At 40.5% G+C, this 21,869-nt stretch carries 21 protein-coding genes; 12 read left to right on the top strand and 9 right to left on the bottom strand.

Annotated elements, in window-relative coordinates:
• The first annotated feature begins 82 nt into the window (after positions 1-82).
• Both FJ709_RS15050 and FJ709_RS15045 read left to right on the top strand, forming a co-directional pair.
• Entirely contained in the window at positions 83-301 is a 219-nt protein-coding gene (locus tag FJ709_RS15050) for a DUF6500 family protein (protein WP_226410838.1), read from the top strand.
• 36 nt (positions 302-337) lie between these two features.
• Positions 338-727 carry a nuclear transport factor 2 family protein gene (locus FJ709_RS15045; protein ID WP_226410837.1) on the top strand — a complete coding sequence of 130 codons (390 nt, stop codon included), beginning with the start codon at positions 338-340 and terminating at the stop codon, positions 725-727.
• 117 nt (positions 728-844) lie between these two features.
• Here FJ709_RS15045 and FJ709_RS15040 read toward each other — a convergent pair whose 3' ends face one another.
• Together FJ709_RS15040 and FJ709_RS15035 are read right to left on the bottom strand one after the other, a co-directional pair.
• The gene (locus tag FJ709_RS15040) at positions 845-2,146 is read right to left on the bottom strand and encodes a DEAD/DEAH box helicase (RefSeq protein WP_226410836.1); all 1,302 of its coding nucleotides are present in this window, start codon (positions 2,144-2,146) and stop codon (positions 845-847) included.
• Between the two features lie 275 nt (positions 2,147-2,421).
• On the bottom strand, positions 2,422-4,215 hold the full coding sequence (locus FJ709_RS15035; protein ID WP_226410835.1) for an aminopeptidase P family protein: 1,794 nt from the start codon (positions 4,213-4,215) through the stop codon (positions 2,422-2,424).
• A gap of 201 nt (positions 4,216-4,416) precedes the next feature.
• Here FJ709_RS15035 and FJ709_RS15030 point away from each other — a divergent pair, with 201 nt between their 5' ends.
• Entirely contained in the window at positions 4,417-5,649 is a 1,233-nt protein-coding gene (locus tag FJ709_RS15030; RefSeq protein WP_226410834.1) for a M24 family metallopeptidase, read from the top strand.
• Between the two features lie 106 nt (positions 5,650-5,755).
• Here the strand turns inward: FJ709_RS15030 and FJ709_RS15025 are convergent, their stop codons facing one another.
• The 6 genes from FJ709_RS15025 to FJ709_RS15000 form a co-directional block, all read right to left on the bottom strand.
• On the bottom strand, positions 5,756-6,748 hold the full coding sequence (locus tag FJ709_RS15025; protein ID WP_226410833.1) for a catalase family peroxidase: 993 nt from the start codon (positions 6,746-6,748) through the stop codon (positions 5,756-5,758).
• A gap of 303 nt (positions 6,749-7,051) precedes the next feature.
• Positions 7,052-7,522, bottom strand: coding sequence for an FKBP-type peptidyl-prolyl cis-trans isomerase (locus FJ709_RS15020; protein WP_226410832.1), 471 nt, complete (start codon positions 7,520-7,522; stop codon positions 7,052-7,054).
• A gap of 109 nt (positions 7,523-7,631) precedes the next feature.
• The gene (locus FJ709_RS15015; RefSeq protein ID WP_226410831.1) at positions 7,632-8,015 is read right to left on the bottom strand and encodes a DUF1294 domain-containing protein; all 384 of its coding nucleotides are present in this window, start codon (positions 8,013-8,015) and stop codon (positions 7,632-7,634) included.
• Complete coding sequence (locus FJ709_RS15010) at positions 8,012-8,668, bottom strand: YceI family protein (RefSeq protein WP_226410830.1); 657 nt, start codon at positions 8,666-8,668, stop codon at positions 8,012-8,014. Before FJ709_RS15010 ends, FJ709_RS15015 begins: the two co-directional genes overlap by 4 nt.
• Positions 8,669-8,725: 57 nt before the next feature.
• Positions 8,726-9,937, bottom strand: a complete 1,212-nt coding sequence (locus tag FJ709_RS15005; RefSeq protein WP_226410829.1) for a DUF418 domain-containing protein — start codon at positions 9,935-9,937, stop codon at positions 8,726-8,728.
• An 85-nt stretch (positions 9,938-10,022) separates the two neighbouring features.
• The gene (locus FJ709_RS15000) at positions 10,023-10,502 is read right to left on the bottom strand and encodes a hotdog fold domain-containing protein (protein ID WP_226410828.1); all 480 of its coding nucleotides are present in this window, start codon (positions 10,500-10,502) and stop codon (positions 10,023-10,025) included.
• Between the two features lie 137 nt (positions 10,503-10,639).
• On the opposite strand from FJ709_RS15000, the gene FJ709_RS14995 reads away from it, so the two are divergent.
• The 3 genes from FJ709_RS14995 to phrB all read left to right on the top strand — a co-directional run bounded on the left by FJ709_RS14995 (position 10,640) and on the right by phrB (position 14,149).
• Positions 10,640-11,563: a DUF368 domain-containing protein gene (locus FJ709_RS14995; protein WP_226410827.1), complete on the top strand. Its 924-nt coding sequence runs from the start codon at positions 10,640-10,642 to the stop codon at positions 11,561-11,563.
• Between the two features lie 111 nt (positions 11,564-11,674).
• The gene (locus FJ709_RS14990; RefSeq protein ID WP_226410826.1) at positions 11,675-12,637 is read left to right on the top strand and encodes a YbgA family protein; all 963 of its coding nucleotides are present in this window, start codon (positions 11,675-11,677) and stop codon (positions 12,635-12,637) included.
• A 42-nt stretch (positions 12,638-12,679) separates the two neighbouring features.
• Positions 12,680-14,149, top strand: coding sequence for a deoxyribodipyrimidine photo-lyase (phrB, locus tag FJ709_RS14985; protein WP_226410825.1), 1,470 nt, complete (start codon positions 12,680-12,682; stop codon positions 14,147-14,149).
• 253 nt (positions 14,150-14,402) lie between these two features.
• On the opposite strand, the gene FJ709_RS14980 is transcribed toward phrB, so the two are convergent.
• The gene (locus FJ709_RS14980) at positions 14,403-15,104 is read right to left on the bottom strand and encodes a haloacid dehalogenase type II (protein ID WP_226410824.1); all 702 of its coding nucleotides are present in this window, start codon (positions 15,102-15,104) and stop codon (positions 14,403-14,405) included.
• 469 nt (positions 15,105-15,573) lie between these two features.
• Here FJ709_RS14980 and FJ709_RS14975 point away from each other — a divergent pair, with 469 nt between their 5' ends.
• From FJ709_RS14975 to FJ709_RS14950, 6 genes are all read left to right on the top strand, one after another.
• Positions 15,574-16,785: an NnrS family protein gene (locus tag FJ709_RS14975; RefSeq protein WP_226410823.1), complete on the top strand. Its 1,212-nt coding sequence runs from the start codon at positions 15,574-15,576 to the stop codon at positions 16,783-16,785.
• A 23-nt stretch (positions 16,786-16,808) separates the two neighbouring features.
• Positions 16,809-18,203 carry an ammonia-forming cytochrome c nitrite reductase subunit c552 gene (locus FJ709_RS14970; RefSeq protein ID WP_226410822.1) on the top strand — a complete coding sequence of 465 codons (1,395 nt, stop codon included), beginning with the start codon at positions 16,809-16,811 and terminating at the stop codon, positions 18,201-18,203.
• A 223-nt stretch (positions 18,204-18,426) separates the two neighbouring features.
• A complete protein-coding gene (locus FJ709_RS14965) occupies positions 18,427-18,900 on the top strand; it encodes a nuclear transport factor 2 family protein (RefSeq protein ID WP_226410821.1) in 474 nt (157 codons plus the stop codon).
• Between the two features lie 4 nt (positions 18,901-18,904).
• Positions 18,905-19,672 (top strand): SDR family NAD(P)-dependent oxidoreductase, encoded by a 768-nt coding sequence (locus FJ709_RS14960; RefSeq protein ID WP_226410820.1) that lies wholly within the window; start codon positions 18,905-18,907, stop codon positions 19,670-19,672.
• 66 nt (positions 19,673-19,738) lie between these two features.
• Entirely contained in the window at positions 19,739-21,007 is a 1,269-nt protein-coding gene (locus tag FJ709_RS14955; protein ID WP_226410819.1) for an NAD(P)/FAD-dependent oxidoreductase, read from the top strand.
• On the top strand, positions 21,004-21,822 hold the full coding sequence (locus FJ709_RS14950) for a DUF1365 domain-containing protein (protein WP_226410818.1): 819 nt from the start codon (positions 21,004-21,006) through the stop codon (positions 21,820-21,822). Before FJ709_RS14955 ends, FJ709_RS14950 begins: the two co-directional genes overlap by 4 nt.
• The last annotated feature ends 47 nt before the right edge of the window (positions 21,823-21,869 follow it).

Below are 21,869 nucleotides of genomic sequence, written 5' to 3'. Positions count from 1 at the left end.
AAATAGATTTGGTTAACCCATTAGACCTGAGTATCAGCTAATTCATTTCAGCAGATGTAAAAATAATATGAAGGAGTATTTAATGCGCGATAGCTTGAAAGAAACCATTGTGGCTGTTTGTCTTAACAAAATTGACCAAAAAGGCACAAATGTCGGGTTATCTTTTTATGCTTTTTTTGCTAATAAAAATGATAATCCTGAATTATTGATGGAAGCGGCGACTTGGTGGATCCAAATCCATCAACTTGATCACTTTGAAAAGGCGGTAAAGATTTTGGCTATGGTTCAGGCGGGTGAATAATTTAGCCGTGTTAAAAATTTTGTATCAGAGGTCGCAATGCAACAATCATTTACAGGTCAGAATTTTACCGAACAAGAATTGATCACAATTACGCTCATTGACCAGCAACTGCAAGCGTATAATGCCAGAGATATTGTCGCATTTGCTGCAACCTATCATGATGATATTGAAATATTTACCTTGTCGGGAGGACGACAATACCAAGGTAAAGCAAAGTTAATTGAACAATATGGTGCTAAATTTGCCAGTTTAAAATACCTTTGTGCCACCTCTATAAAACGCATTGTCCAAGGACAGTATTTAGTTGATCACGAGTTGGCTGAGTCGGCTAGTGAAGATGTCAATTGCATTGATAGAAGTGTGAAAGTGATTGCGGCGTATGAAGTTGAAGGTGGACTGATTAGACGTGTGACATTTATGGGCTAATAACTTAACTTGTTAATTATGAATACCTTTATTAATTCATTTATTGCGGTCACAAAGCGCAGGTAAATTACCTACGCTTTGTGATATTAGGTGATGGTTCACCCAATGGTTGAATGGTTACTTAATCTTTTTATACTTTACAGCATCTTTAGATTGACCAACGGATACACGGCGGCCTTGCATGCTTTTTTCGGCAATCATTTGCGCGCTTGCACCATCATCACGTTGTTTACTTTTACCAAAACTGCGGCGCTTTTGAATTTGTTTAAGTAGCAGTTCACGATTGCTGACTTCATAGCCAGGTACTGTAATACGGCGAATTTTTTGACCAATTAACTTTTCAATATCATTTAGGGTACGCTCTTCTTCGCGGCTAACAAACGAGATAGCTACCCCAGATTTACCCGCACGACCAGTACGACCAATACGATGCACATAATCTTCAGGTAAGAAAGGTAGGTCGTAATTGACCACGTACTGTAAGTCAGGAATGTCTAAACCACGCGCGGCGACTTCTGTCGACACTAATACACGTATTTTACCTTCCATAAACTCACGTAAAGCACGACGACGTGTACCTTGAGATTTCTCACCATGAACCACAGCGGTCGGAATACCATCAAGGTTTAACTCTTTCACTAATTGCTCGGTATCTGCGCGCGTCGCACTAAATACTAATACTTTATGCCAGTTTTTCGTGCCAATTAATTCAGACAATAATTCGCGTTTACGGCGCTGTTCAACCGGATAAACCACTTGGCTAATGGTATCCGCAGTACTATTTTGATCGTTAGCAGAAATAATGACAGGCTTGTTTAGCATGTCATTTGCTAGTTTTTTTACTGCGTTAGAGAAGGTTGCAGAAAACAGTAAATTCTGGCGATTCTTATTTACCGCTTGCAAGATTTTTTCAATATCAGCACTAAAGCCCATATCAAGCATACGGTCAGCTTCATCTAACACTAAAAAATCCACGTGAGACAAGCTTAAGTTACACGACAAAATGTGCTCGAGTAATCGACCTGGCGTGGCGACGATAACATCGGTGCCGCGCTTCAGTTTTGCAGCTTGGCTTTCCATCTTTACGCCACCATAAATGGTTAATACATTGATGTTCATGTGTTTACCGTAAGCGGCAACATTGTCAGCAACCTGTGCTGCTAATTCGCGTGTTGGGGTTAATATCAGCACGCGAGTATTAGAGGCTATCGCAGCTCTAGGCTTTTCCATCATTTTTTGCAAAATAGGTAAGGCGAATGCAGCTGTTTTACCTGTCCCCGTTTGGGCACTGGCTAAGACGTCTGAACCACGGCGAATAGCGGGAATGGCTTGGCGCTGAACAGGTGTCATTGTCTGATAACCGCATTCAGCGATCGCGCGTAAAATTTCAGGTGCGAAGCTAAAAGATTCAAATTTCATGGTTTCAGTTCCTAATTAAGCATCAAGCCGACAGTTTATTCGGCGGGGTTTTACAATATTTGTTTATTACAACGTACGGTGTTTGGATGAATTACGCACTATTAATGCCTGATATTATCAATAATGTTAGGCATGTTGGCGTATCAAACGTACGTGTTTTGACGGGCGCGGATTATAACAAACTTTTCGACAGAGTTTGTATAGTTCTTACACTTTATCCAATAAAAACGGCGATCTGTTGATGATCGCCGTTTATCGATAATAACAATAAGCGCTTAAATAGCCACGGTAACTTTATTTAACCAAATTAAATCATCACCTTGCATAAGAGGTGTCAGTGTTTTGCGTACTTTGGCGTGATATTGGTTAAACCAATTAATTTCACTTGTTGAGAGTAGTGATTTATCAATCAAACGTGTATCCATAGGAATAAGCGTGATGGCATCAAATTCATACATTTCACGCTCACTGCCTTTTAGTGCTTCACAGTGTTGCACCACCACTAAGTTTTCTATACGAATACCAAAGCCGTTTGTACGGTAATAGCCCGGTTCATTGGATAACACCATTCCCGGTAATAACGCGACGCTGTTGACGTTTTTGCCAATGCGTTGTGGGCCCTCATGAACACTTAAGAAGTGACCCACACCATGGCCTGTACCGTGGTCATAATCAAAGCCATGTTGCCATAAATACTGGCGTGCAAATGCATCGAGTTGTACACCTGAAGTCCCTTTAGGAAAACGTGCCGTGTCTAAGGCGATATGACCTTTTAATACTAAAGTGACCATTTTTCGCTGTTCATCGGTCACATTACCAATGGCTATTGTACGGGTGACATCTGTGGTGCCGTCTAAGTATTGTGCGCCAGAATCCACTAAGTAAATGCTATTCATCTCCATGGTGCTTGGCGTGCCATTATTGTGGTTATAGTGACACATAGCGGCGTTAGCACCCGTTGCTGAAATGGTATCGAAACTAGGCTCGCGATATTGTGGGTCTTGTAATCGATAGCTTTCTAATTGCTCAGCAAGAGCCGCTTCATCATGCATAATACCTTGTTCAACTTGACTGTCTAACCAGGCTAAAAAGCGTGACACGGCCACCCCATCACGAATATGGCAGGCTTTTATACCAGCAAGTTCTGCGGAATTTTTTTGTGCTTTAGGCAGAGCTACAGGATCAAGTCCGGCAATTAATTTTGCGCCAGCCGCTTGAGCTTGAAGCTGTGAAAATGCGTTAGCTGAGTTAGGATCAGCTAATAATTTAACCCCAGTTAACGTAGCTAATGCTGTGGCTAATTCAGCTTCATCTTTTACGGTGACACCTGTGCCCACATGCTCTGTAAAACCAGTAGGCACTTTAGCTAAGTCAGTGAACAAGGTCATGTCACCATTGGTCGCTAATAGGGCGCAGCCTAAAATAACCGGCAAGCGTGGCACATCGTTACCTCGAATATTCAGCAACCAACAAAATGAATCTAGTGCGGCGATTAATGCGACATCCGCACCTTGTTTTTTCACTAACGCGCCTATCTGTTGGCGTTTGTCTAAGCTATTGCGACCTGCACCTTCATGGCTGAACAAGGTAAAAGGTGACGTTGGCAGCTGAGGGCGATTATGCCAATGCACATCAATCGGATTTTGCTGCACATCGATTAATTCAATATCGGCTTTATTAAATTCAGACTTAGCATTTTGGTACCAGGCTAAGGTATGCAAACGGCTATCGATGCCGACTTTGCTGCCTGCACCAAGCGTGTCGATTAACCAGTCAATTTGTGGATCGTCAGTTAAACTTAAATACTGAAACAGTGCGCCATCCACTTGCTGAGGCACTTGCACTGTATAACGGCCATCAGTAAAAATGGCTGCGGTGTCTTTTAGCACTATGGCCATGCCGGCAGATCCGGTAAAGCCTGTCGCCCAATGTAGTCGCTCATTTCTGGCTGGAACGTATTCACCTAAATATTCATCTGCGCGAGGAATAATAAAAGCATCAATATTTTCGATAATAAGCTGCTGGCGAATGGCGCTAACACGCTCTGCAATAACAGATGATTGAGACATAAAAGGCGACTCCAAAAGTAGGGTTGGGCGAGTGAGGAACGTGGCCTGATTATCTCAAGCTCGGATGATAAGTTGCAAGCAGACTGTACTTTAACTTGACCTAATCAATTGTAACTTTATATTGTATACAATTTCAACGCGCATTATCGGCTATTCTTTTGCTGTATTAATAAAGCATAACCCACTAATTTGGAGTTTTACATGACAATCGGTATCGGTGGCGTTAGTCCACAGCAAGCCCTTGAAGGCTTAAAAAATATGACTCAGGATGTTGAGCCAATAGCCTTAGCTGAATTTGAAGCGCGTATCATCAAAGCGCAGCAATTGATGCAGCAACAAGGCATCGATGCGGTTTATCTTAATGCTGGTACCAACCTTTATTACTTTACCGGTATGCGCTGGTTTGCCAGTGAGCGAATGGTGGGCGCTATTTTACCCGCTAAAGGTGAGGTGCAGTATATTGCTCCTGCGTTTGAACTTGATACCATCAAAGGCTATATGCTGGTTGAGGGGACTGTGAATACTTGGCACGAAGATGAAAGTCCATATGTGTTGCTCGTTGACACTCTAGTAGCAATGGGAATAGAGGCCAGTCATGCCAAACTCGCTATTGATGAGTCGACTTCCTATTTTATCAGTAATGGTATTGCGAAAGCCGCACCACAGTTAACTTTAGTTGATGCTAAATCAGTTACTGCGGGTTGTCGTATGATTAAGTCTCCGGCCGAGTTAGCGCTTATTCAACAAGCCATGAACATGACGATTGAAGTGCACAAAGCCGCCGCGAGTATTTTATATGAAGGTATTACCACAGACGAAGTGAGCGCCTTTATTGATAGCGCGCATCGTAAAGTGGGAGCCAAGCGCGGGTCATATTTTTGTATTGTGTTATTTGGTGAAGATACCGCTTACCCGCACGGGGTTAAGTCGCCTAAAGCGCTAGACAAAAATGATACTGTGCTGATTGATACCGGTTGCCAATTAGAAGGTTATAACTCAGATATCACCCGCACTTATGTGTATGGTGAGCCAAGCACGCGCCAACGTGAATTATGGCAATTGGAACAACAAGCGCAGTTAGCGGCGTTTAATATCGCTAAAATTGATTTACCCTGTGGTGATGTGGATACTGCAGCGAGACAAATATTAGAGCAAGCAGGTTTTGGACCGGATTATGCCGTTCCAGGTCTACCGCATCGCACTGGTCATGGGATTGGTTTAGATATTCATGAATGGCCATATTTAGTTAAAAGCGATCGCACACCATTAGCTGAAGGTATGTGTTTTAGTAACGAGCCTATGCTATGTGTGCCAGGTGAGTTTGGCGTGCGTCATGAAGACCATTTTTATATGACAACAGCAGGGGCAAAGTGGTTTACCCTGCCTGCAAAATCAATAGATGATCCTTTTTATCTTGGGGAAAGGTTAGCTTAAACATGTCTTTTGAGTTCATTAGCTTTGTAAGCATCATAGAATAACCTTAATAGCGATTGCGTATAGCTTGTATGTAGGTATACGCAAGCGCTATTGAGTTAACGGATTAATTACGTCTGATAAAAGACTCAATATAAGCCGGTGTGCGGGCGTTTAGAATAGGATCGTTCGAAGGCGCAATACCTTTTGGCAGTAATAGCGGGTTAAAAATCCCTTTAGCACAATCCTGGGTAGCGTTAGCACTGTCATTACTGCCATTGATAATCACTTGGCCGACCAGCAGTCGTTGACGTGATTGTGGCCATACAATGGTTGGGTCATTAATTTTATCTTCTGCTTCTGCAAGTTGAATAAATAAGTCCCATTTTGCCGGTTTATTTTCAACGCGATTTGTTAACTCGTCCTGTAAAAAATCATCACTTAGCTTAGCCAGCTGTGTTGTTGATGCGCCAATTACCCCTTCAACTGGTTCGAAAATCCAACGACCTGGAATTGATTGGCCATCTTTTGATGTAAATAGAAAACTATTAACCCCAAAATAGCGATTATTAGCATAGCTTGCGGTTGGGGTGAGTTGCTTTACATAACCAAAAAAAGCTTTAGCGTGAGGTTTATTATCAATAAGCCATTGCTTACCTTCTGGTCCCTGTTTGACTTTGGTTTGGAAGGTAAAAAAATCATCTAGATTACTGGCGAAAAACACTTCAGCATTAGAGGTGACAAAGTTTAAGCTTTCTTTATCGCCATCAATTTTAAGTGACATAAAGCGACCCGCGGTTTTATCTGTTGTATGGGCGTTGGTTCCTCCTAAGGAAAAACGTGCAATGATGTCTATTTCAGCTTGATTTAAAAATGGAATAGTTAAAGTGTCATTGATTGCTGGGTTGGGCTTAAACACACCTGAGGTACAAAATCCCTTTGCATGGTTACGCAACTTCACTTTTTTACCCGCATCACGACTTACCGTATCAGGCGTACCATTTATAGCATCTACCAGTTCAGCAATGGTTTTTTCTGAGGCTGTTGCTGGTGAGGTAATTAATGGAAGAGAAATAATTAAGCTGGCTTTAATCAGTAGGGGTATTTTATTCAGTAACATTGAGGACCTCGATAAGTTTGTGTTGCTCATGACAATAAATAAGTGCTTTAAACCTAAGCGGAAAAAGCGAGTTTTGTGAACCTAAGGTGCAGATAAATACTAAAGACAGGATAAAGGAGCGATTTCTTTCACCTATTGGGTGAAATATTATTTTAGATAACCACTATAGCTGTATTTACAATGTTAATGCTCAAGTGCAGTGCCATAGTGAGGTGAAACAGCTTAATTATTTTGGTTGAGTTTACCAGAACAAAAACGCCTCAAAAAATGAGGCGTTTAGGTAAAGTAATAAAGTGAACTAAATCAATTAATTTCAAATAACTCAACATCAAAAATCAACACTGACCCGCCAACAATTTTGCCGCTAGTACGATTGCCATAAGCCAATTGACTTGGAATATAGAAGCGGAATTTATCACCAATAGTCATTAGCTGAACGCCTTCGGTCCAACCTTTAATGACCTGATTCAGTGGAAAGGCAATTGTTTGTCCGCGCTCAACTGAGCTGTCGAAAACAGTACCGTCAATCAAGGTGCCATGGTAATGCACGGTTACATTGCTTTTAGCGGTTGGGTGTTCGGTGTTGTCACTTTTAGTGATCACTTCATACTGTAAGCCTGATAAAGTTTGTACTACGCCCTCACGCTTGGCATTTTCAGCTAAAAAGGTACTGCCTTTAGCAATGTTTTCTTTAGCAGCTTTTTGGTTAGTCATTTGGTTGAAAAAGTAAAAAATAACTAAAGCGATTACGGCTACGGCAATGATCATGCGCATGAAAAATTCTCTTTATTATCAATAATGGAAAGTATTGTTGTAGTGTACCCTAGTTTATATTGAGGTCACAATGAAGGCTTTTTGCGCCAAGTTAAATAAACTTAATGACTTAAATCATGTATAGCAGGTACAAGTAACTGATGCCGATAGTAAGCAGGATATTGGCAATAATCGACAACCAAAATCGATATTTGAAAGCATTCTTTTGAGTTTTATGCCGAAAGTGCTGTTGGGCTATTATTGCCGCAGGCCAGCCACCGAGTAGGGCGTAAATGTATAAGGTTTTTTCACTTATTCGACTGCGTTGATTTAATGAAGAGGATTGCTGTTGATTATGTGTGGCAATACGTTTGTCGTACCAGGTGATAATAAAACTCAATAGATTTAAGCCAATAAACGCGCCAATAACCCATGGGGATAGGGCATAAAAACTATATCCCACAGCCAATAACGCTATCCATATTCCTAGCATGATAACGGCAAATATCATCATTTTAAAAACTCCGCATAAATTTCTAATTGAATTTCATCGCCCACAATGGGGATGTAACTGCTCATGCCAAAGTCAGAGCGCTTAATTGTGCCTATCGCACTAAAACCTAGGGTGTATTTTCCCGTCATCCAGTTATCGGCGCCACCATGAAAAGTAGCGTTAAATGTAACCGGTTTAGTCACACCGTGTAGGGTTAACAGGCCATGGAACTCAAACTGATTGTTGATGTTAGGATCGGTATTTATTACATCAATAGGGGTGACTTTTTGGCTTTTAAAATAAGCCTGCGGAAACTGCTCACTATCAAACCAGCTGCTATTTTGCAGGGTTTTTTCAAGTTTTTGATTATTAATATCTAATGAATCAATTTGCACTGTGGCTTCTAATTGTGCCGCTGGCATGTTGTTAGGATCAAAACTCAGTCGGGCATCAAATTGATTAAAACGTCCCACATAGGTAGACAGGCCTAAGTGCTGAATTTTAAACAGTAGCGCAGCATGATTGGGGTCTAAAGTGTATTCACCCGCTTGTAACTCAGTTAACTGAGGTGTTACCGCTGGGGTGACCCAGCTAATACATCCTGAAAGACCAATTAGAATTACGCTAATCAATATCATGCGAATATACTGATAATAATGGATTAAATGCTTCAAAATTACTCCTAAGTATTTTGCTTATCTGGGGGCATTATGCGATGTGTTGAAGCGACATTATTGACTGCGCTGAGTTAACTTCGTCATTAAATACTCTAGCGGCCCCTGGGAGAAAAAACGTAAATACACAGCGGCTAAAAATAGTTGTAATAGACCTAATACTATTGCTAGAAGCATGTAGTCGATACGATCAAACTCCATTTGCCATTGTGGCATCCAATGTCGTAATAGCAATACGCCTAAAAGAGATTGTAGAATATAAAAACTTAACGACAGTCGGCCAATATTTTGTAATAGGGTTAATTTTAACGGATTGTTTTGACAAATTTTTACAATGATATGCCAGTAAATTAGTGCTGTTGGAATGGCGCCAAGCATCATAAATATACCAGAAACCTCTTTTAGCACAGCAGAGTCGGACAGGCTTAATAGACTGTCAATGCTAGCAAAAGCGATGCCTATACAGGCAAATAACCCAAGTTGCTTATGACTGAATCCGCGCTCAAAATAACCTTGCTTCATTAAGGTCATCCCTATTAGCATTAAACTTGCGCCATACCAGAGAATCGAAATGGGAATAATCAGTAACATATAACCAATCATATAGGCTTGCATGACGACTTGGTCTGTATAGCTGCCAGTCCATATGGCGAGTTGTTCAATAAAATAGTCTGAACCGCGGTAGAATTGTTCATCCTCAAGGGTAATTGAAATAAGAGCGATGACGGTCATTGCGACCAACAAAAACAGTGCCGATTTAGCGAGTAATTGTTTTGGCTCAAGGGTGAAGTATCGACAGACCACTAAGCCACATAAACCATAGCTTAGTAAAATATCACCGGAAAATAAAAATACCCCGTGAATAGCCCCGAGTCCGATTAATAAGTAAAGTCGGCGTTTTATGCGATTTTTACCGTGCTCACTTTTGTCACCATCACTTTTACTATCAAGGCTGGTGGTTTTTTGATATTGCAACCACAGACCTGCGCCAAACAACATCGAAAACAAGCTGATAAAGCGGCCTTCTAATAGAAAATTACTGACAATCTCTATCGTTAAATCGGATGCTATCTCTGGTTGGTGTGGAGCATAACCATAAAAATTGTTCGCCATATAGTAGATGTTGAGGAACAAAATACCTAGTAAGGCAAAACCCCTTATGGCATCTAAATTGGCGATCCGCCCATGTGTTAGAAGAGTTTGGTGTCGGGAAATACCATTATCATTTGAAGGTGCTAAAGCTTGGTCGATTTTACGGTTTATAAGCATGTATCATCCATAATTGATGATAAAACCATTATTAAAGTGTAATGGTTTTATCATTCTAAAGATTTAGTCCATTTGTGAACTTAGCTTATACCTTCTGCGGCTTTTCTGAAATCCATAATTTAATATGGCCTTGAACAACCACCACACCATTAGTGTCGTAAGCTTTTACATCGACTAACATATCGCCAACTTGCCATTGCTCTGGTTGAACTTCTGCCACACATAAAATGTCAGTGCCAGCTTTGGCGGTATACTCTACCGACATACCTTTAGGGATCCAGCGTAAGTGTTTAGGGATAGAGGCTTCAGCCATAGTCCCCATCGCCATTTCCATACCGTTACAAATCGCGATAACGTGAACCGTACCAATATGGTTTTGGACACTTTTACGCTTTTTGATCAAACATTCACATCTATGCTCTTTTAAGGATGTAATGTATGGATGGATGGTGCCGAAATACGGTGCCATACGAGACACCATTTTAGAAAATAGAGCGTGACCAAAAGGGTAGCTTGTCACCTTTTGATATAATGCCATGACTTTATTAGGTTTGTTGTTATTCATAATCCATTTCGGGTTATTATTGTCTGGTCGGATGAGATTAGCATTAATGTTCATACTCTGCTAGTAGTTTGCCTAACGGCAAGTGGGTATAATCGCTAGCAATATTATGCAGTTTAGATCATGGATTAGGATTAATTTTGAAGTTATTTATAACGTATTTAAAAGGCATGGCAATGGGCGCTGCTGATGTCGTACCTGGTATTTCAGGCGGAACCATAGCCTTTATCACAGGTATTTTAGACCCTTTGCTTGATGGTATTAGGAAAATTAACCCTACATTATTTGGAATTGTGCGCCAACAGGGGCTTAAAGCAGCTTTTTTACATATCAACGGCCCATTTTTGGTGTGTGTTTTTGGTGGTATTTTGACCAGTATTTTTGCCTTTGCAAAATTAATTTCATGGTTAATTGTGGCTCATCCTATTCCGGTTTGGTCATTCTTTTTTGGGCTGATATTGTTTTCTGTTTTTCATATGCTTAAACAAGTTAGTCAGTTTAATCTACAGCGGATAGCGTTATTTGCGCTGGGTGTGTTGTTTGCTTGGGGGATTACGGTATTAAATCCTGTTGCGATAGAGGCGAGCTATATCAACTTCTTCTTTGCTGGCGCTATCGCTATTTGTGCAATGATTTTACCGGGCATCTCAGGTAGTTTTATTTTGCTTCTTATCGGCATATATCCTGCGGTATTAGCCGCAGTAAAAGGGTTTGATATTGCTTATTTAGCCTGTTTTGCCATGGGATGTGTGCTAGGTCTGTTAAGCTTCAGTCATGTGCTTTCTGCTTTACTGCGCAAGTTTCATGATGCGACTTTGATGTTTCTTATCGGGCTGATGTTAGGTACATTAGGTAAAATTTGGCCCTGGAAAGAAGTTGTTACTTGGCGAGAAAATTCTAGCGGAAAACAAGTACCGTTACTTGAGCAAAATCTAACTCCATTTGATTTCCAAGCTATTACAGGTGAAACCCACCAACTGGGCTTAGCGTTAGCGTGTGCTTTATTCGGTATTGGATTAGTGTGGTTGCTAGAGCTTTTCGGAGCAAAGCATACTAAGCGCTAAATATGTCAAATGCTAAGTATGCTAAAATGAACTACTTTTAACAAAGACTCGTATTAGCAGCCAATGTAAAGAGCACTACTTTTATTTTAACCGCCACAGGAGTGCGTTCTTATGAATAAATTAGAGATATTTATGCCAGAAAAAATTCAAATTGGTATCAGCAGTTGTTTGCTCGGTAATGAAGTTCGATTCGACGGTGGCCATAAAAATTCTTATTACTGCGCCAAAGAAATTGAACCCTTTTTTGAATACACCAGCATTTGCCCTGAAATGGCGATTGGTATGGGTGCGCCAAGAAAAAGTATTCGCCAAGTACTTGATGGCGATCTTCTATACATTCAAAGTGCAGATGGTAGCCTTGATGTCACTGCTAAATTAACTGAATTTAGTCAAAATAAAGTGGCTGAGTTAGGTTACTTAGGTGGATATGTTCTATGTGCTAAGTCACCGACTTGCGGAATGGAGCGTGTTTTAGAGTATAAAATTGGCACCAATAACAGTACTAAAAGTGGTATAGGGGTGTTTGCTAAAGCATTAATGGATAAATACCCATTGCTGCCTGTTGAAGAAGAAGGCCGTTTAAATGACATGATCATTCGCGAAAACTTCTTTACCCGCGTGTATGCCTATGATGATTGGCGTAAAATGTTAGCCTCGGGATTAACAAAGCATAAGTTAATTCAGTTTCATTCCCGTTACAAATACCTGCTTATGGCTCACAGCCCTAAATGGTACCGTGAGTTAGGCCCTGTCTTAGCCGATATTAAAGATTTAGAACAAACAGCTAATACCTATTTTACTGGTTTCATGACCGCTTTAAAGGTCAAGGCTACCCGTAAAAATCACACTAGTACGTTACAACATATTCAGGGTTATTTTAAAAAGCATTTAAATGCGCGCCAAAAAGAAGAGTTAACTGAATCTATAATGAAATATCGTGAGGGTTTATTGCCTTTACTGGTACCTATTACGTTAATTAATCACTATTTGAAAGAGTTTGAAGTGCCTTATATTGCGGAGCAAATCTATCTAAATCCGCATCCTGAAACGTTAAAGCTACGTTATGCCTATTAAGACATTCACTTTTAACGAGATGACAAACAAGTAAGGTAGCCAATGCCATTAGCAGTAAACAGTCTTGTGTGGTTTAGACAAGATTTACGTATTCATGATCATCCTGCACTGAGTCAAGCGTGTGAGTTTGCCCTACAGCAAAATTCACACGTTAAGGCTGTGTACTTTGTCACACCTGCCCAGTGGGCTGAACATGATGTCGCCGCCATTCAAATAGACTTTATTGAACGACATGTTAACTTGCTTAGGCAAAGTTTAGCCAGTATTGGTATTGCTTTAGATGTTGTTCATTTGAGCTGTTTTGACGATATATTGCCATGGTTACAACAATATTGTGCCGAGCATCAAATTGGTAAAATATTTGCTGCTAATGAACCTGAATATAATGAACGTCAGCGCGATATAAAATTAATCGCAGCGGGTATTCCTTTAGCATTAATTGAGCAGGATTGTTTGCTTAAAGCCGGAACCGTAACGACTCTGTCTGGCACCATGTATAAGGTTTTTACCCCATTTTCAAAAGCGTGGAAAAAAATAGCCGCGGGTAAGTTAATTAAACCTCTGCCAGCAGCAACTTTTAATGCGCCTATTGGCACATCAGATGCCATCAAGTTCAATATTCAATCGCATTATCCCAATCCTGTTAGTAGTCAGCAGTGGGCCGCAGGAGAAGATAGTGCAAGAGAGTTGTTGCAGCAGTTTATTGCGCAAGATATTAGCGATTACCAACAACAGCGCGACTTTCCTGCCATAGAGGGAACCAGTCGTTTATCGCCTTATTTAGCCATTGGCGTGATTAGCGCTCGGCAATGTATTACGGCGATTTTGTTTCATTATCCTGATGCACTGATAAATGATGCAAGCCCTGCAAAAACCTGGCTTAACGAACTTATTTGGCGTGAGTTTTATCGCCATTTGCTGGTGGCATTTCCTAAATTATCTCGCGGCCAAAACTTCAACGATTTAGGTAAACACATACAATGGCGTAACGATAAGACCGAGTTTGATGCTTGGTGCAAAGGACAAACAGGTTATCCCATTGTTGATGCAGCAATGCGTCAGTTAAATCAAACTGGTTGGATGCATAATCGATTACGCATGGTCGTTGCCAGCTTTCTAACTAAGCATTTATTAATTGATTGGCGCTGGGGTGAGCAGTATTTCAGACAGCAATTAATAGACGGTGATTTGGCCGCTAACAATGGTGGTTGGCAATGGTCTGCTGGTACAGGTTGTGATGCACAACCCTATTTTAGGGTGTTTAATCCTATGACCCAAAGCAGTAAATTTGACCCCGATGCTAGCTTTATAAAACAGTTTGTGCCCGAAATTGCTGGTTGGAGTTTGAAACACATACACGAGCCACACCTTAAAGCACAGCAGGCCAATTTGATGGCAGATTTGTTCTCTGATCGCGCAAAGCAAGATAAGGTTTATCCTATGCCAATTGTTGAACATAGCTCTGCCAGAAAACGGGCAATTGAAGTGTTAGCTGCACTAAAGCGAGGATAGTTGAAGCGCAGATAAATACAAATGTATGGCATCACGCTTACCTTAAATTAAACGTCGGCATAGTCTAGGCTATGCCGATTTTTTTATCTAAAAATAAGCTTGTCACCTCTAACGGCTCAGTTCAATCCCATTAAAGTCATACTTAAGCTTAAATATCCCAAAGATTATTAGGAGATTAGCGATGCAAGTTTTCTTGTGATGGCAGCGTATGTGTGATGATTCGTCTGATACTAAAGAAAACATTTTACTGAAGCTAAATTATCGTATCTAACTGGGCTAAATCAGTAATCGTTTGGGTGGGCGATACTCCCCAGGGATCAAATATCATTTGTGGTGAACGTTTCACCCAAGCGGTTTTAAAGCCAGATGCCACCGCGCCAAGAATATCAAAAGAATTACTGGATATAAGCCAAACTTCATTCTGCATTGAGTTTGTGGTTTGAATGAAATATTCATACACCGCAGGATTAGGCTTAAAGGTCATAATTGCTTCACAGCTCACAATACCTTCAAAATACGCTAAAATATTTGCGTTTTTCAATAGCGACTCGACCGCAGAGTATTCACCATTAGAGAACGCAAACAGGCTAATGCCTTTTTCTTTTAGGGTTTGTAAAGCTGGCGCGACGTCATCAAAAGCTGGCAAAGTCAGATAGCTTTCTAACAGTTGGCATTTTTGACTGTTAGTGAGCGGGATCGTATGAAACTGGCAAGTGTATTCCAGTGCATCTCGAGTGCAAATCGAGAACTCTTTATATTGCTGCATTAAACCGCGTCTAAAAGAATACTCAAGTTGCTTATCTCGCCATGTTTGGCTAAATGCATAAGCTTGTTTAATTACCGACTCAGTTTCGCGCTCTAATGTTTTTTGTTTGAACATTTTGATCAATAAAGCCACTACACCATGAGTGTCGATCAAAGTCCCATAGACATCAAATGCGAGTGTTTTTGTCATTTTGAATATCCCTGGTTCAATGTTTGTCACCCAAAACTTCTATGTGAGTGGTCTTTATTTTTAAGTATATTTTCACAACGTTAATTAAACTGTTGTTGAAGCGTGGTGTACTCACACTGGTTCAGTGAGCATTTCTGGACGGCTATGCACTAGAATTGATTGAGCGCGCAAGCTAAATAAAGTTCATATTAACATTAACTGCGTTATCGGGTACACAGTCGTCATAGCAATCTATCTAATTATTCATTTGTTATTCATCGCTAATTTTACCGTATTGAATGAGTGGTTAAATCACTTATCTACATAACAGGCTTATCTATTCAGATCACCAACCAGATCACACTTTTAAAGGCTTTATGGTGATGAGTCTCTATTGTTATTGAACAAATTATTTAATAAGCATAAACTTCACATAAAGATTTATATAATATGCATGTTTAATTTTTGGACATAGTTAAGGCGGCAATAAATGTTAAATATTGATGATCCAGCAGACATTGACAACACTCCTGCAATTTGGCGCTTAGGTTTTAGGCCGTTTTTTTTAGGTGGTGCTGTGGTCGCTGCCTTATATATTCCAATCTGGTTAATGGGGTGGTTTACACCGCAGAACAGTCTTTTTAATGGTGAGTTTTGGGCCAATGTGTTGTCTTTATGGTGGCATCCACATGAGATGCTATTTGGCTTTGCTATGGCTATTGTGTGTGGCTTTTTATTAACGGCAGCGCAAGCCTGGACCAACCAACCTACTATGAAGGGGCGGCTGCTCGCACTCACATTTGGTTGTTGGTTGGGGGCAAGATTACTTCTGTTATTGCCATTCAATATCCCACTTTGGTTACCTGCACTGTTTGACAGCTTATTTTTGGGCATTAGCGCGGCAACCTTATGGCGCTGTATTTATACCGCAAGGCAGTGGCGCAATATTGGCTTCCCTATTATGTTAGTTGTTGCTTTAGTGGTTAATTTAGTCAGTTACTATGCTTTATACGAGCGTAACTTTTCTCTATCAACTCAACTTTGGCAGGCAATGATTTGGTGGCTTGCGATGGTGATAACTATTGTTGGTGGTCGAGTTATTCCTTTTTTTACCGCAATGAAATTACAACATCCAAAGCCCAATCCCATTCAAGCACTTGAGATAACGTTATTATTAGTGATGGGATTGTTGTTCGTTCAATCTGTTCTCCATTTATTCCCCCGTGAAATTGAACAGGGCTTTTTACTCAGTGCAGGCATATTACAGTTAGTAAGAGTATCTCGTTGGAAAGGGCATAAAACATTTAAAGAACCAATGCTGTGGTCTTTACATGTTTCATATTGGGCATTACCTATCACCTTGTTGGCTATGGCGTGGCAAATAAATAATGAGTTTGCGTATCGCATTTTATTACATCTATTTGCTGTTGGCGGTATTGCATCATTATGTTTGTCGATGATATCGCGGGTGTCATTGGGGCACACTAGTCGCAATATTTATCAAGGCCCTAATATGGTGATAGCTTTTATTGGTTTACCTCTGGCAGCAATTTTTCGTGCGGTGATGCCATTGTGGATCCCCCAGTATACTTCAACCTGGTTGTGGTTGGCGGGAGCATGCTGGTTTATTAGTTTTGGTATGTTTGTTTGGCATTATGCCCCGATTCTTACCAAGCCTAGATTAGATGGACGTCCAGGTTAACCTAACAAATGAAAGAGTGAATTATGTCAGTTAAGATTGTTAATAAAAAAGGTACCAAGATCGCGATAACTACTTTAATAACGGTTTTCTTTAGCTTAACAGCCTTGGCCGATATCAGTGTTGACGAGCAGAATAAAACTCGATTTCCTAGTCAATATCAAACTTGGTTAGCCACATCTGAGCAAACGGAAAAGCAAGACATGTTGGCAGCCTATCCAGCCAATATTATTCTTTGGGCGGGGTCATCTTTTGCTAAAGAATATAATAGTCCCCGAGGGCACCAGTTTGCGGTATCGGATGTTGCTCATATTTTGCGCACAGGTGTATCTGTAGAAGAAGGCCAGAAAGGGCTTTCAGCCAGTTGCTGGACTTGTAAAACACCCGACGCCCCTAGATTAATGGAAGAGATGGGTATTGAAGGTTTTTCTGGCGCTAATTTTACTGATTTAGGTACTGAGATAAAGTCAGTCGTTTATTGCAGTGACTGTCATGAGGATGGAAGCGCTAAGTTGGCATTGCCAAGGCCACACGCGCAGGATGCGATGGCTAAAATTAAACTGCCTTTTGATAAGCAAAATACCAGTATGAAAGGTGCTCAGGTGTGTGGCCAATGTCATGTCACTTACTACTTTCAGCCTGAGCGTAGTAATAAGGTTAATATTCCGTGGATTTTCGGTAGCACCGCCGATGACATTGAAAAATATTATGACACACGTCGCTTCTATGAATGGATCCACCCCATTTCAAAAACGCCTATGCTCAAAGCACGCCATCCTGAGTTTGAACATTGGAGCCGCAGTAAACATGCTGAAGCAGGGGTGACATGTATAACCTGCCATATGCCACCGACAATCGATGATAAAGGCAATGATTTTACCGACCATAAAGTAGGTAATGCCCTGAATAATTTTGATCGTACCTGTAAAACTTGTCACAGTAGCCAGAAAGCCATCACACAAACTCTGCTAAAAAATAAACTCCTGATTAATGCCAAGGCACGTGAAGTTGAAGGCTTGCTAGTGAAAGCCCATTTTGAGGCAAAAGCTGCGTGGGATGCGGGAGCTACGTGGGATCTAATGAATGATCCTATAATGAATATTCGTCATGGCCAGTGGCGCTGGGACTTTGCCATGGCATCCCATGGTTTGTATGCTCACAACCCTGAAGAGGGGAATGCATTGCTTGATAAGGCGATTGAACAAGTCACTTTATCCCGCACGTTATTAGCAGTAGTGTTACAAAAATTTGGCATTAATAAAGTGGATTACCCTGATATTAGCACCAAAGAAAAAGCCCATGCCGCTATCGGATTTAATAAAGATGAGGCGCAAAAAGCCAAAGATAGTTTTATCAAACAACAAGTGGATAAACATTGGCAACCGGTCGCTCTTAATGGATATGAGCAGTTACTTCGCTAATTCTATATATACTGAGTTTGACTATAAAAGCGCTTAAGGAGACTTAAGTGCTTTTTTACTGATCTATTATCCACTCCCAAACGTAACATTCACTGTTTAAATCATCTTTTTACTGCAACTTATTTTACAGTAAATCCCCGCTAACTGATTGTCACTAAAGTCATTGTGCTTTTATTCAGTAGGCTTTATGGTAAGTATGTTAGTTATACAAACGGAGTGTTATATGTCAGAAGCGTCCACAGTGACTGAATTGCCAGTGTCGGCTACTCAGTCACCTGCGATTATTAAGCACTTTATTGAGCTTTATCAGGTGTTGAATAAAAATAATTTGCAACGCTTATCTGAAATTTATGCAGCCGAAATACAATTTCAAGACCCTTTGCATCAAGTTAATGGATTAAAGCAACTCACCAAGTACTTTGCCAATTTATACGAAAATGTAAGCCATATACATTTTGACATAACCCATATAATAGTCAGTGATTGCCAGCAGCAAGCATCTTTGTTTTGGACTATGAGCTATGCTCACCCTAAACTGAATAAAGGGCAAACCATTAAAGTGGATGGTATGAGTCTATTAAAATTTAACGACACTATTTTTTATCATAGAGATTACTTTGATGCTGGTCAGATGCTCTATCAGCATGTGCCAATGCTTGGCGGTGTTATTCGCATATTAAACAATAGAATGGGGTAACAATATGAGCCATCATCAATCCTCATCATCAGCGGTTCTGATAACTGGAGCAACATCGGGCATTGGTTTAGCAAGTGCTAAGTTTTACGCAGCTAAAGGTTTCCATGTCATCGCATGTGGTAGAAATGAAACCGTATTAGCGGGTTTAAATGTGGGTCATTTTTTAACATTTGATATTACACAACCTGAGCAAGTGAATCAGGCTGGTATTGCGCTGAAACAGTACCTAGCAGATAAGCAGCTTCAGCTTACCCAAGTTATCTTAAATGCTGGAACCTGTGAGTATATTGACGATGTTATTGAGTTTGATGCCATGCTTTTTAGTCGAGTCATAACTACCAATCTGATTGCGGTTGGACATTGCATCCGCGCATTTTTACCTCAGCTCACAAAAGGCGGCCAATTAGGATTAATGAGCTCCAGTGCAACTTATTTACCTTTCCCAAGGGCAGAGGCATACGGTGCTTCTAAAGCCGCAATAAGTTACTTAGGCCGCAGTTTAAGGTTAGATTTGGCCGCTAACCCCAGTGTTGATATTGGAGTAAGTGTAATTTGTCCTGGTTTTGTTGACACACCGCTTACCGCCAAAAATGATTTTGCTATGCCGATGCAAATCAGTAGCGATCAAGCAGCAGAACGGATTTTTAAGGGGATGGCACAGCGCAAGTTCGAAATCCATTTTCCTAAGCGTTTTACCCTTATACTCAAGTGTTTATCTTGGCTTCCAGAGAAAATACTTATCAAGTTACTTGCAGATAAAGCCGTCAAATAAAAAAGCATTATTGAATATATACCCAAATTAACTGTAAAGCGTCAAGTTTGTACAATAGGAATAAGAATGAAAAACATTGCGGTGATAGGAACCGGCATATCGGGTTTAACCTGTGCACATTTACTTAGTAGTAAGCACAGGGTAACTGTTTTTGAAGCCAATGATTACATTGGCGGACACACAGCGACGGTTGATGTCGAGGTCGACAACAAAAGCTACGCTATTGATACTGGCTTTATTGTTTTTAATGATCGCACCTACCCAAGATTTGAAAAGTTAATGGCAAAGCTTGGGGTTGAGTCATTACCGACACAGATGAGCTTTAGTGTACACAATGCTTTCACTGGGCTTGAATACAATGGTCATACCCTATGGAGTATGTTTGCCCAAAGACGTAACATTTTCAAAGCTGATTTTTATCGTTTTCTAGCAGAAATAGTACGTTTTAATAACGATTGCAAAGCCATTTATGAGTCAGATACCTATCCTGTAATGAGTTTAGGTGAATATCTCGATAAACATAATTTTAGCCCATTTTTCTGTGAACATTATATTCTACCAATGGGTGCAGCCATTTGGTCTGCCAGTATTAATGATATGCGCGCCTTTGCGTTACGATTTTTTATTCGTTTCTTCCAGCATCATGGCTTGCTTAATATCAGTGACCGTCCGCAATGGTCGGTATTGAAAGGTGGTTCGCGTAGCTATATTCCTAAGCTTATTGAACCTTTTAAGAATAATATTCTGTTAAATAGCCCAGTAACGGCAATTTGCCGTAGTGATGACGGTGTAAAAATTCAAGTATTGAATGGCGAATGGCTGCAATTTGATGAAGTTATATTGGCTTGCCACAGCGACCAGGCATTAGCTATGTTAGGTGATGCAAGCAAAGATGAGCATGAAGTATTGTCTGCAATGGAATACCAAAATAATGAAGTGGTGCTGCATACTGATATTAATTTACTGCCAAAACGTAAGGCGGCTTGGGCAAGTTGGAACTATCGTTTAGACGGTGATGATAAGGTTGCGATGGGCGACAGACCCGCCAGTGTTACCTATAATATGAATATTTTACAATGCTTGCCCAAGGGAGCACCGACTTTTTGCGTGACCTTGAATCAAACTGGCTTGATTGATGAAAGTAAAATATTGCGTAAATTTAATTATGCTCACCCGGTTTTTAATGAAGCCAGTATGCAAGCGCAATCAAAGCGTGAGCTTATATCAGGTAAACGACATACTTACTTTGCGGGTGCCTATTGGTATAACGGTTTCCATGAGGACGGCGTGAGAAGCGCAGTTGATGTGTGTAACCAATTTGAGATCAGTTTATGACCGCAATGATAATTGAAGATACGGCGTTAAGTAGTGGCATTTACTATGGCAACATCAGCCATAGACGCCATGTGCCTAAACGCCATAGCTTTGGTTATAACATAGCTATGATGGCATTAGATTTAGACGAGTTACCGGCATTGGTTGATACCAGTAAATTATTTGCTGAAAAAAATGCACTACTCACCTTTAAAGCCGATGATTATCTTAAAAGCCTTGGTCAACAATTTGGGGAGGACTTTACCTCAGGTTTAAACATTGAAAAGCTCAGTGCAATTGAGGCATTAAAGCAGCGTGCATTGGTCACAATACAAAAGCTAGGTGCTCAACAAAGCTGTAACAGAGTGGTGTTTTGTGGCCAAATTCGTCATTTTGGCTTTTACTTCAGTCCAGTTAATTTTTTCTTTTGTTATCAAGATAAGACTCCACTTTATATGCTGGCTGAAGTCAGCAATACCCCGTGGAATGAGCGCCATTGCTATCTAATTGATTTAGTGAACACCAATCATACAGATAAAGTTTTCCATGTATCACCTTTTATGACCTTAGATATGCACTATTTATGGCGTATTTTACCGCCGCAGAAACGCCTTAAAGTGACCATTGAGAATCGTAATAGTGCTAATGAAAAGCTATTTGATGCCACAATAGCCTTAAAAAGAATGTCATTTACTGCGCCAAATATTAAGCGCTTCATGTTGGGGTACCCAGCCATGACAGCCAAAATTGTCTTGGGTATTTATTGGCAAGCTTTAAAACTATTTATCAAACGTATTCCTTTTGTGGGCAAGCAAACCAAACAAGTGCCCACATGAAAACAATCAGCAGTTCAAGTAAACCAAATGTGTACTCAGTACGTATT

The organism is Shewanella glacialimarina (assembly GCF_020511155.1).
GTDB lineage: Bacteria > Pseudomonadota > Gammaproteobacteria > Enterobacterales > Shewanellaceae > Shewanella > Shewanella glacialimarina.
This window is presented reverse-complemented; position numbering and strand designations above follow the sequence as displayed.

Excerpts from the sequence above, each read along its gene's own strand:
- FJ709_RS15050 (WP_226410838.1), top strand. The coding sequence starts at position 83 with ATGCGCGATAGCTTGAAAGAAACCATTGTGGCTGTTTGTCTTAACAAA.
- FJ709_RS15045 (WP_226410837.1), top strand. The coding sequence starts at position 338 with ATGCAACAATCATTTACAGGTCAGAATTTTACCGAACAAGAATTGATC.
- FJ709_RS15040 (WP_226410836.1), bottom strand. The coding sequence starts at position 2,146 with ATGAAATTTGAATCTTTTAGCTTCGCACCTGAAATTTTACGCGCGATC.
- FJ709_RS15035 (WP_226410835.1), bottom strand. The coding sequence starts at position 4,215 with ATGTCTCAATCATCTGTTATTGCAGAGCGTGTTAGCGCCATTCGCCAG.
- FJ709_RS15030 (WP_226410834.1), top strand. The coding sequence starts at position 4,417 with ATGACAATCGGTATCGGTGGCGTTAGTCCACAGCAAGCCCTTGAAGGC.
- FJ709_RS15025 (WP_226410833.1), bottom strand. The coding sequence starts at position 6,748 with ATGTTACTGAATAAAATACCCCTACTGATTAAAGCCAGCTTAATTATT.
- FJ709_RS15020 (WP_226410832.1), bottom strand. The coding sequence starts at position 7,522 with ATGCGCATGATCATTGCCGTAGCCGTAATCGCTTTAGTTATTTTTTAC.
- FJ709_RS15015 (WP_226410831.1), bottom strand. The coding sequence starts at position 8,015 with ATGATGATATTTGCCGTTATCATGCTAGGAATATGGATAGCGTTATTG.
- FJ709_RS15005 (WP_226410829.1), bottom strand. The coding sequence starts at position 9,937 with ATGCTTATAAACCGTAAAATCGACCAAGCTTTAGCACCTTCAAATGAT.
- FJ709_RS15000 (WP_226410828.1), bottom strand. The coding sequence starts at position 10,502 with ATGAATAACAACAAACCTAATAAAGTCATGGCATTATATCAAAAGGTG.
- FJ709_RS14990 (WP_226410826.1), top strand. The coding sequence starts at position 11,675 with ATGAATAAATTAGAGATATTTATGCCAGAAAAAATTCAAATTGGTATC.
- phrB (WP_226410825.1), top strand. The coding sequence starts at position 12,680 with ATGCCATTAGCAGTAAACAGTCTTGTGTGGTTTAGACAAGATTTACGT.
- FJ709_RS14980 (WP_226410824.1), bottom strand. The coding sequence starts at position 15,104 with ATGACAAAAACACTCGCATTTGATGTCTATGGGACTTTGATCGACACT.
- FJ709_RS14975 (WP_226410823.1), top strand. The coding sequence starts at position 15,574 with ATGTTAAATATTGATGATCCAGCAGACATTGACAACACTCCTGCAATT.
- FJ709_RS14970 (WP_226410822.1), top strand. The coding sequence starts at position 16,809 with ATGTCAGTTAAGATTGTTAATAAAAAAGGTACCAAGATCGCGATAACT.
- FJ709_RS14965 (WP_226410821.1), top strand. The coding sequence starts at position 18,427 with ATGTCAGAAGCGTCCACAGTGACTGAATTGCCAGTGTCGGCTACTCAG.
- FJ709_RS14960 (WP_226410820.1), top strand. The coding sequence starts at position 18,905 with ATGAGCCATCATCAATCCTCATCATCAGCGGTTCTGATAACTGGAGCA.
- FJ709_RS14955 (WP_226410819.1), top strand. The coding sequence starts at position 19,739 with ATGAAAAACATTGCGGTGATAGGAACCGGCATATCGGGTTTAACCTGT.
- FJ709_RS14950 (WP_226410818.1), top strand. The coding sequence starts at position 21,004 with ATGACCGCAATGATAATTGAAGATACGGCGTTAAGTAGTGGCATTTAC.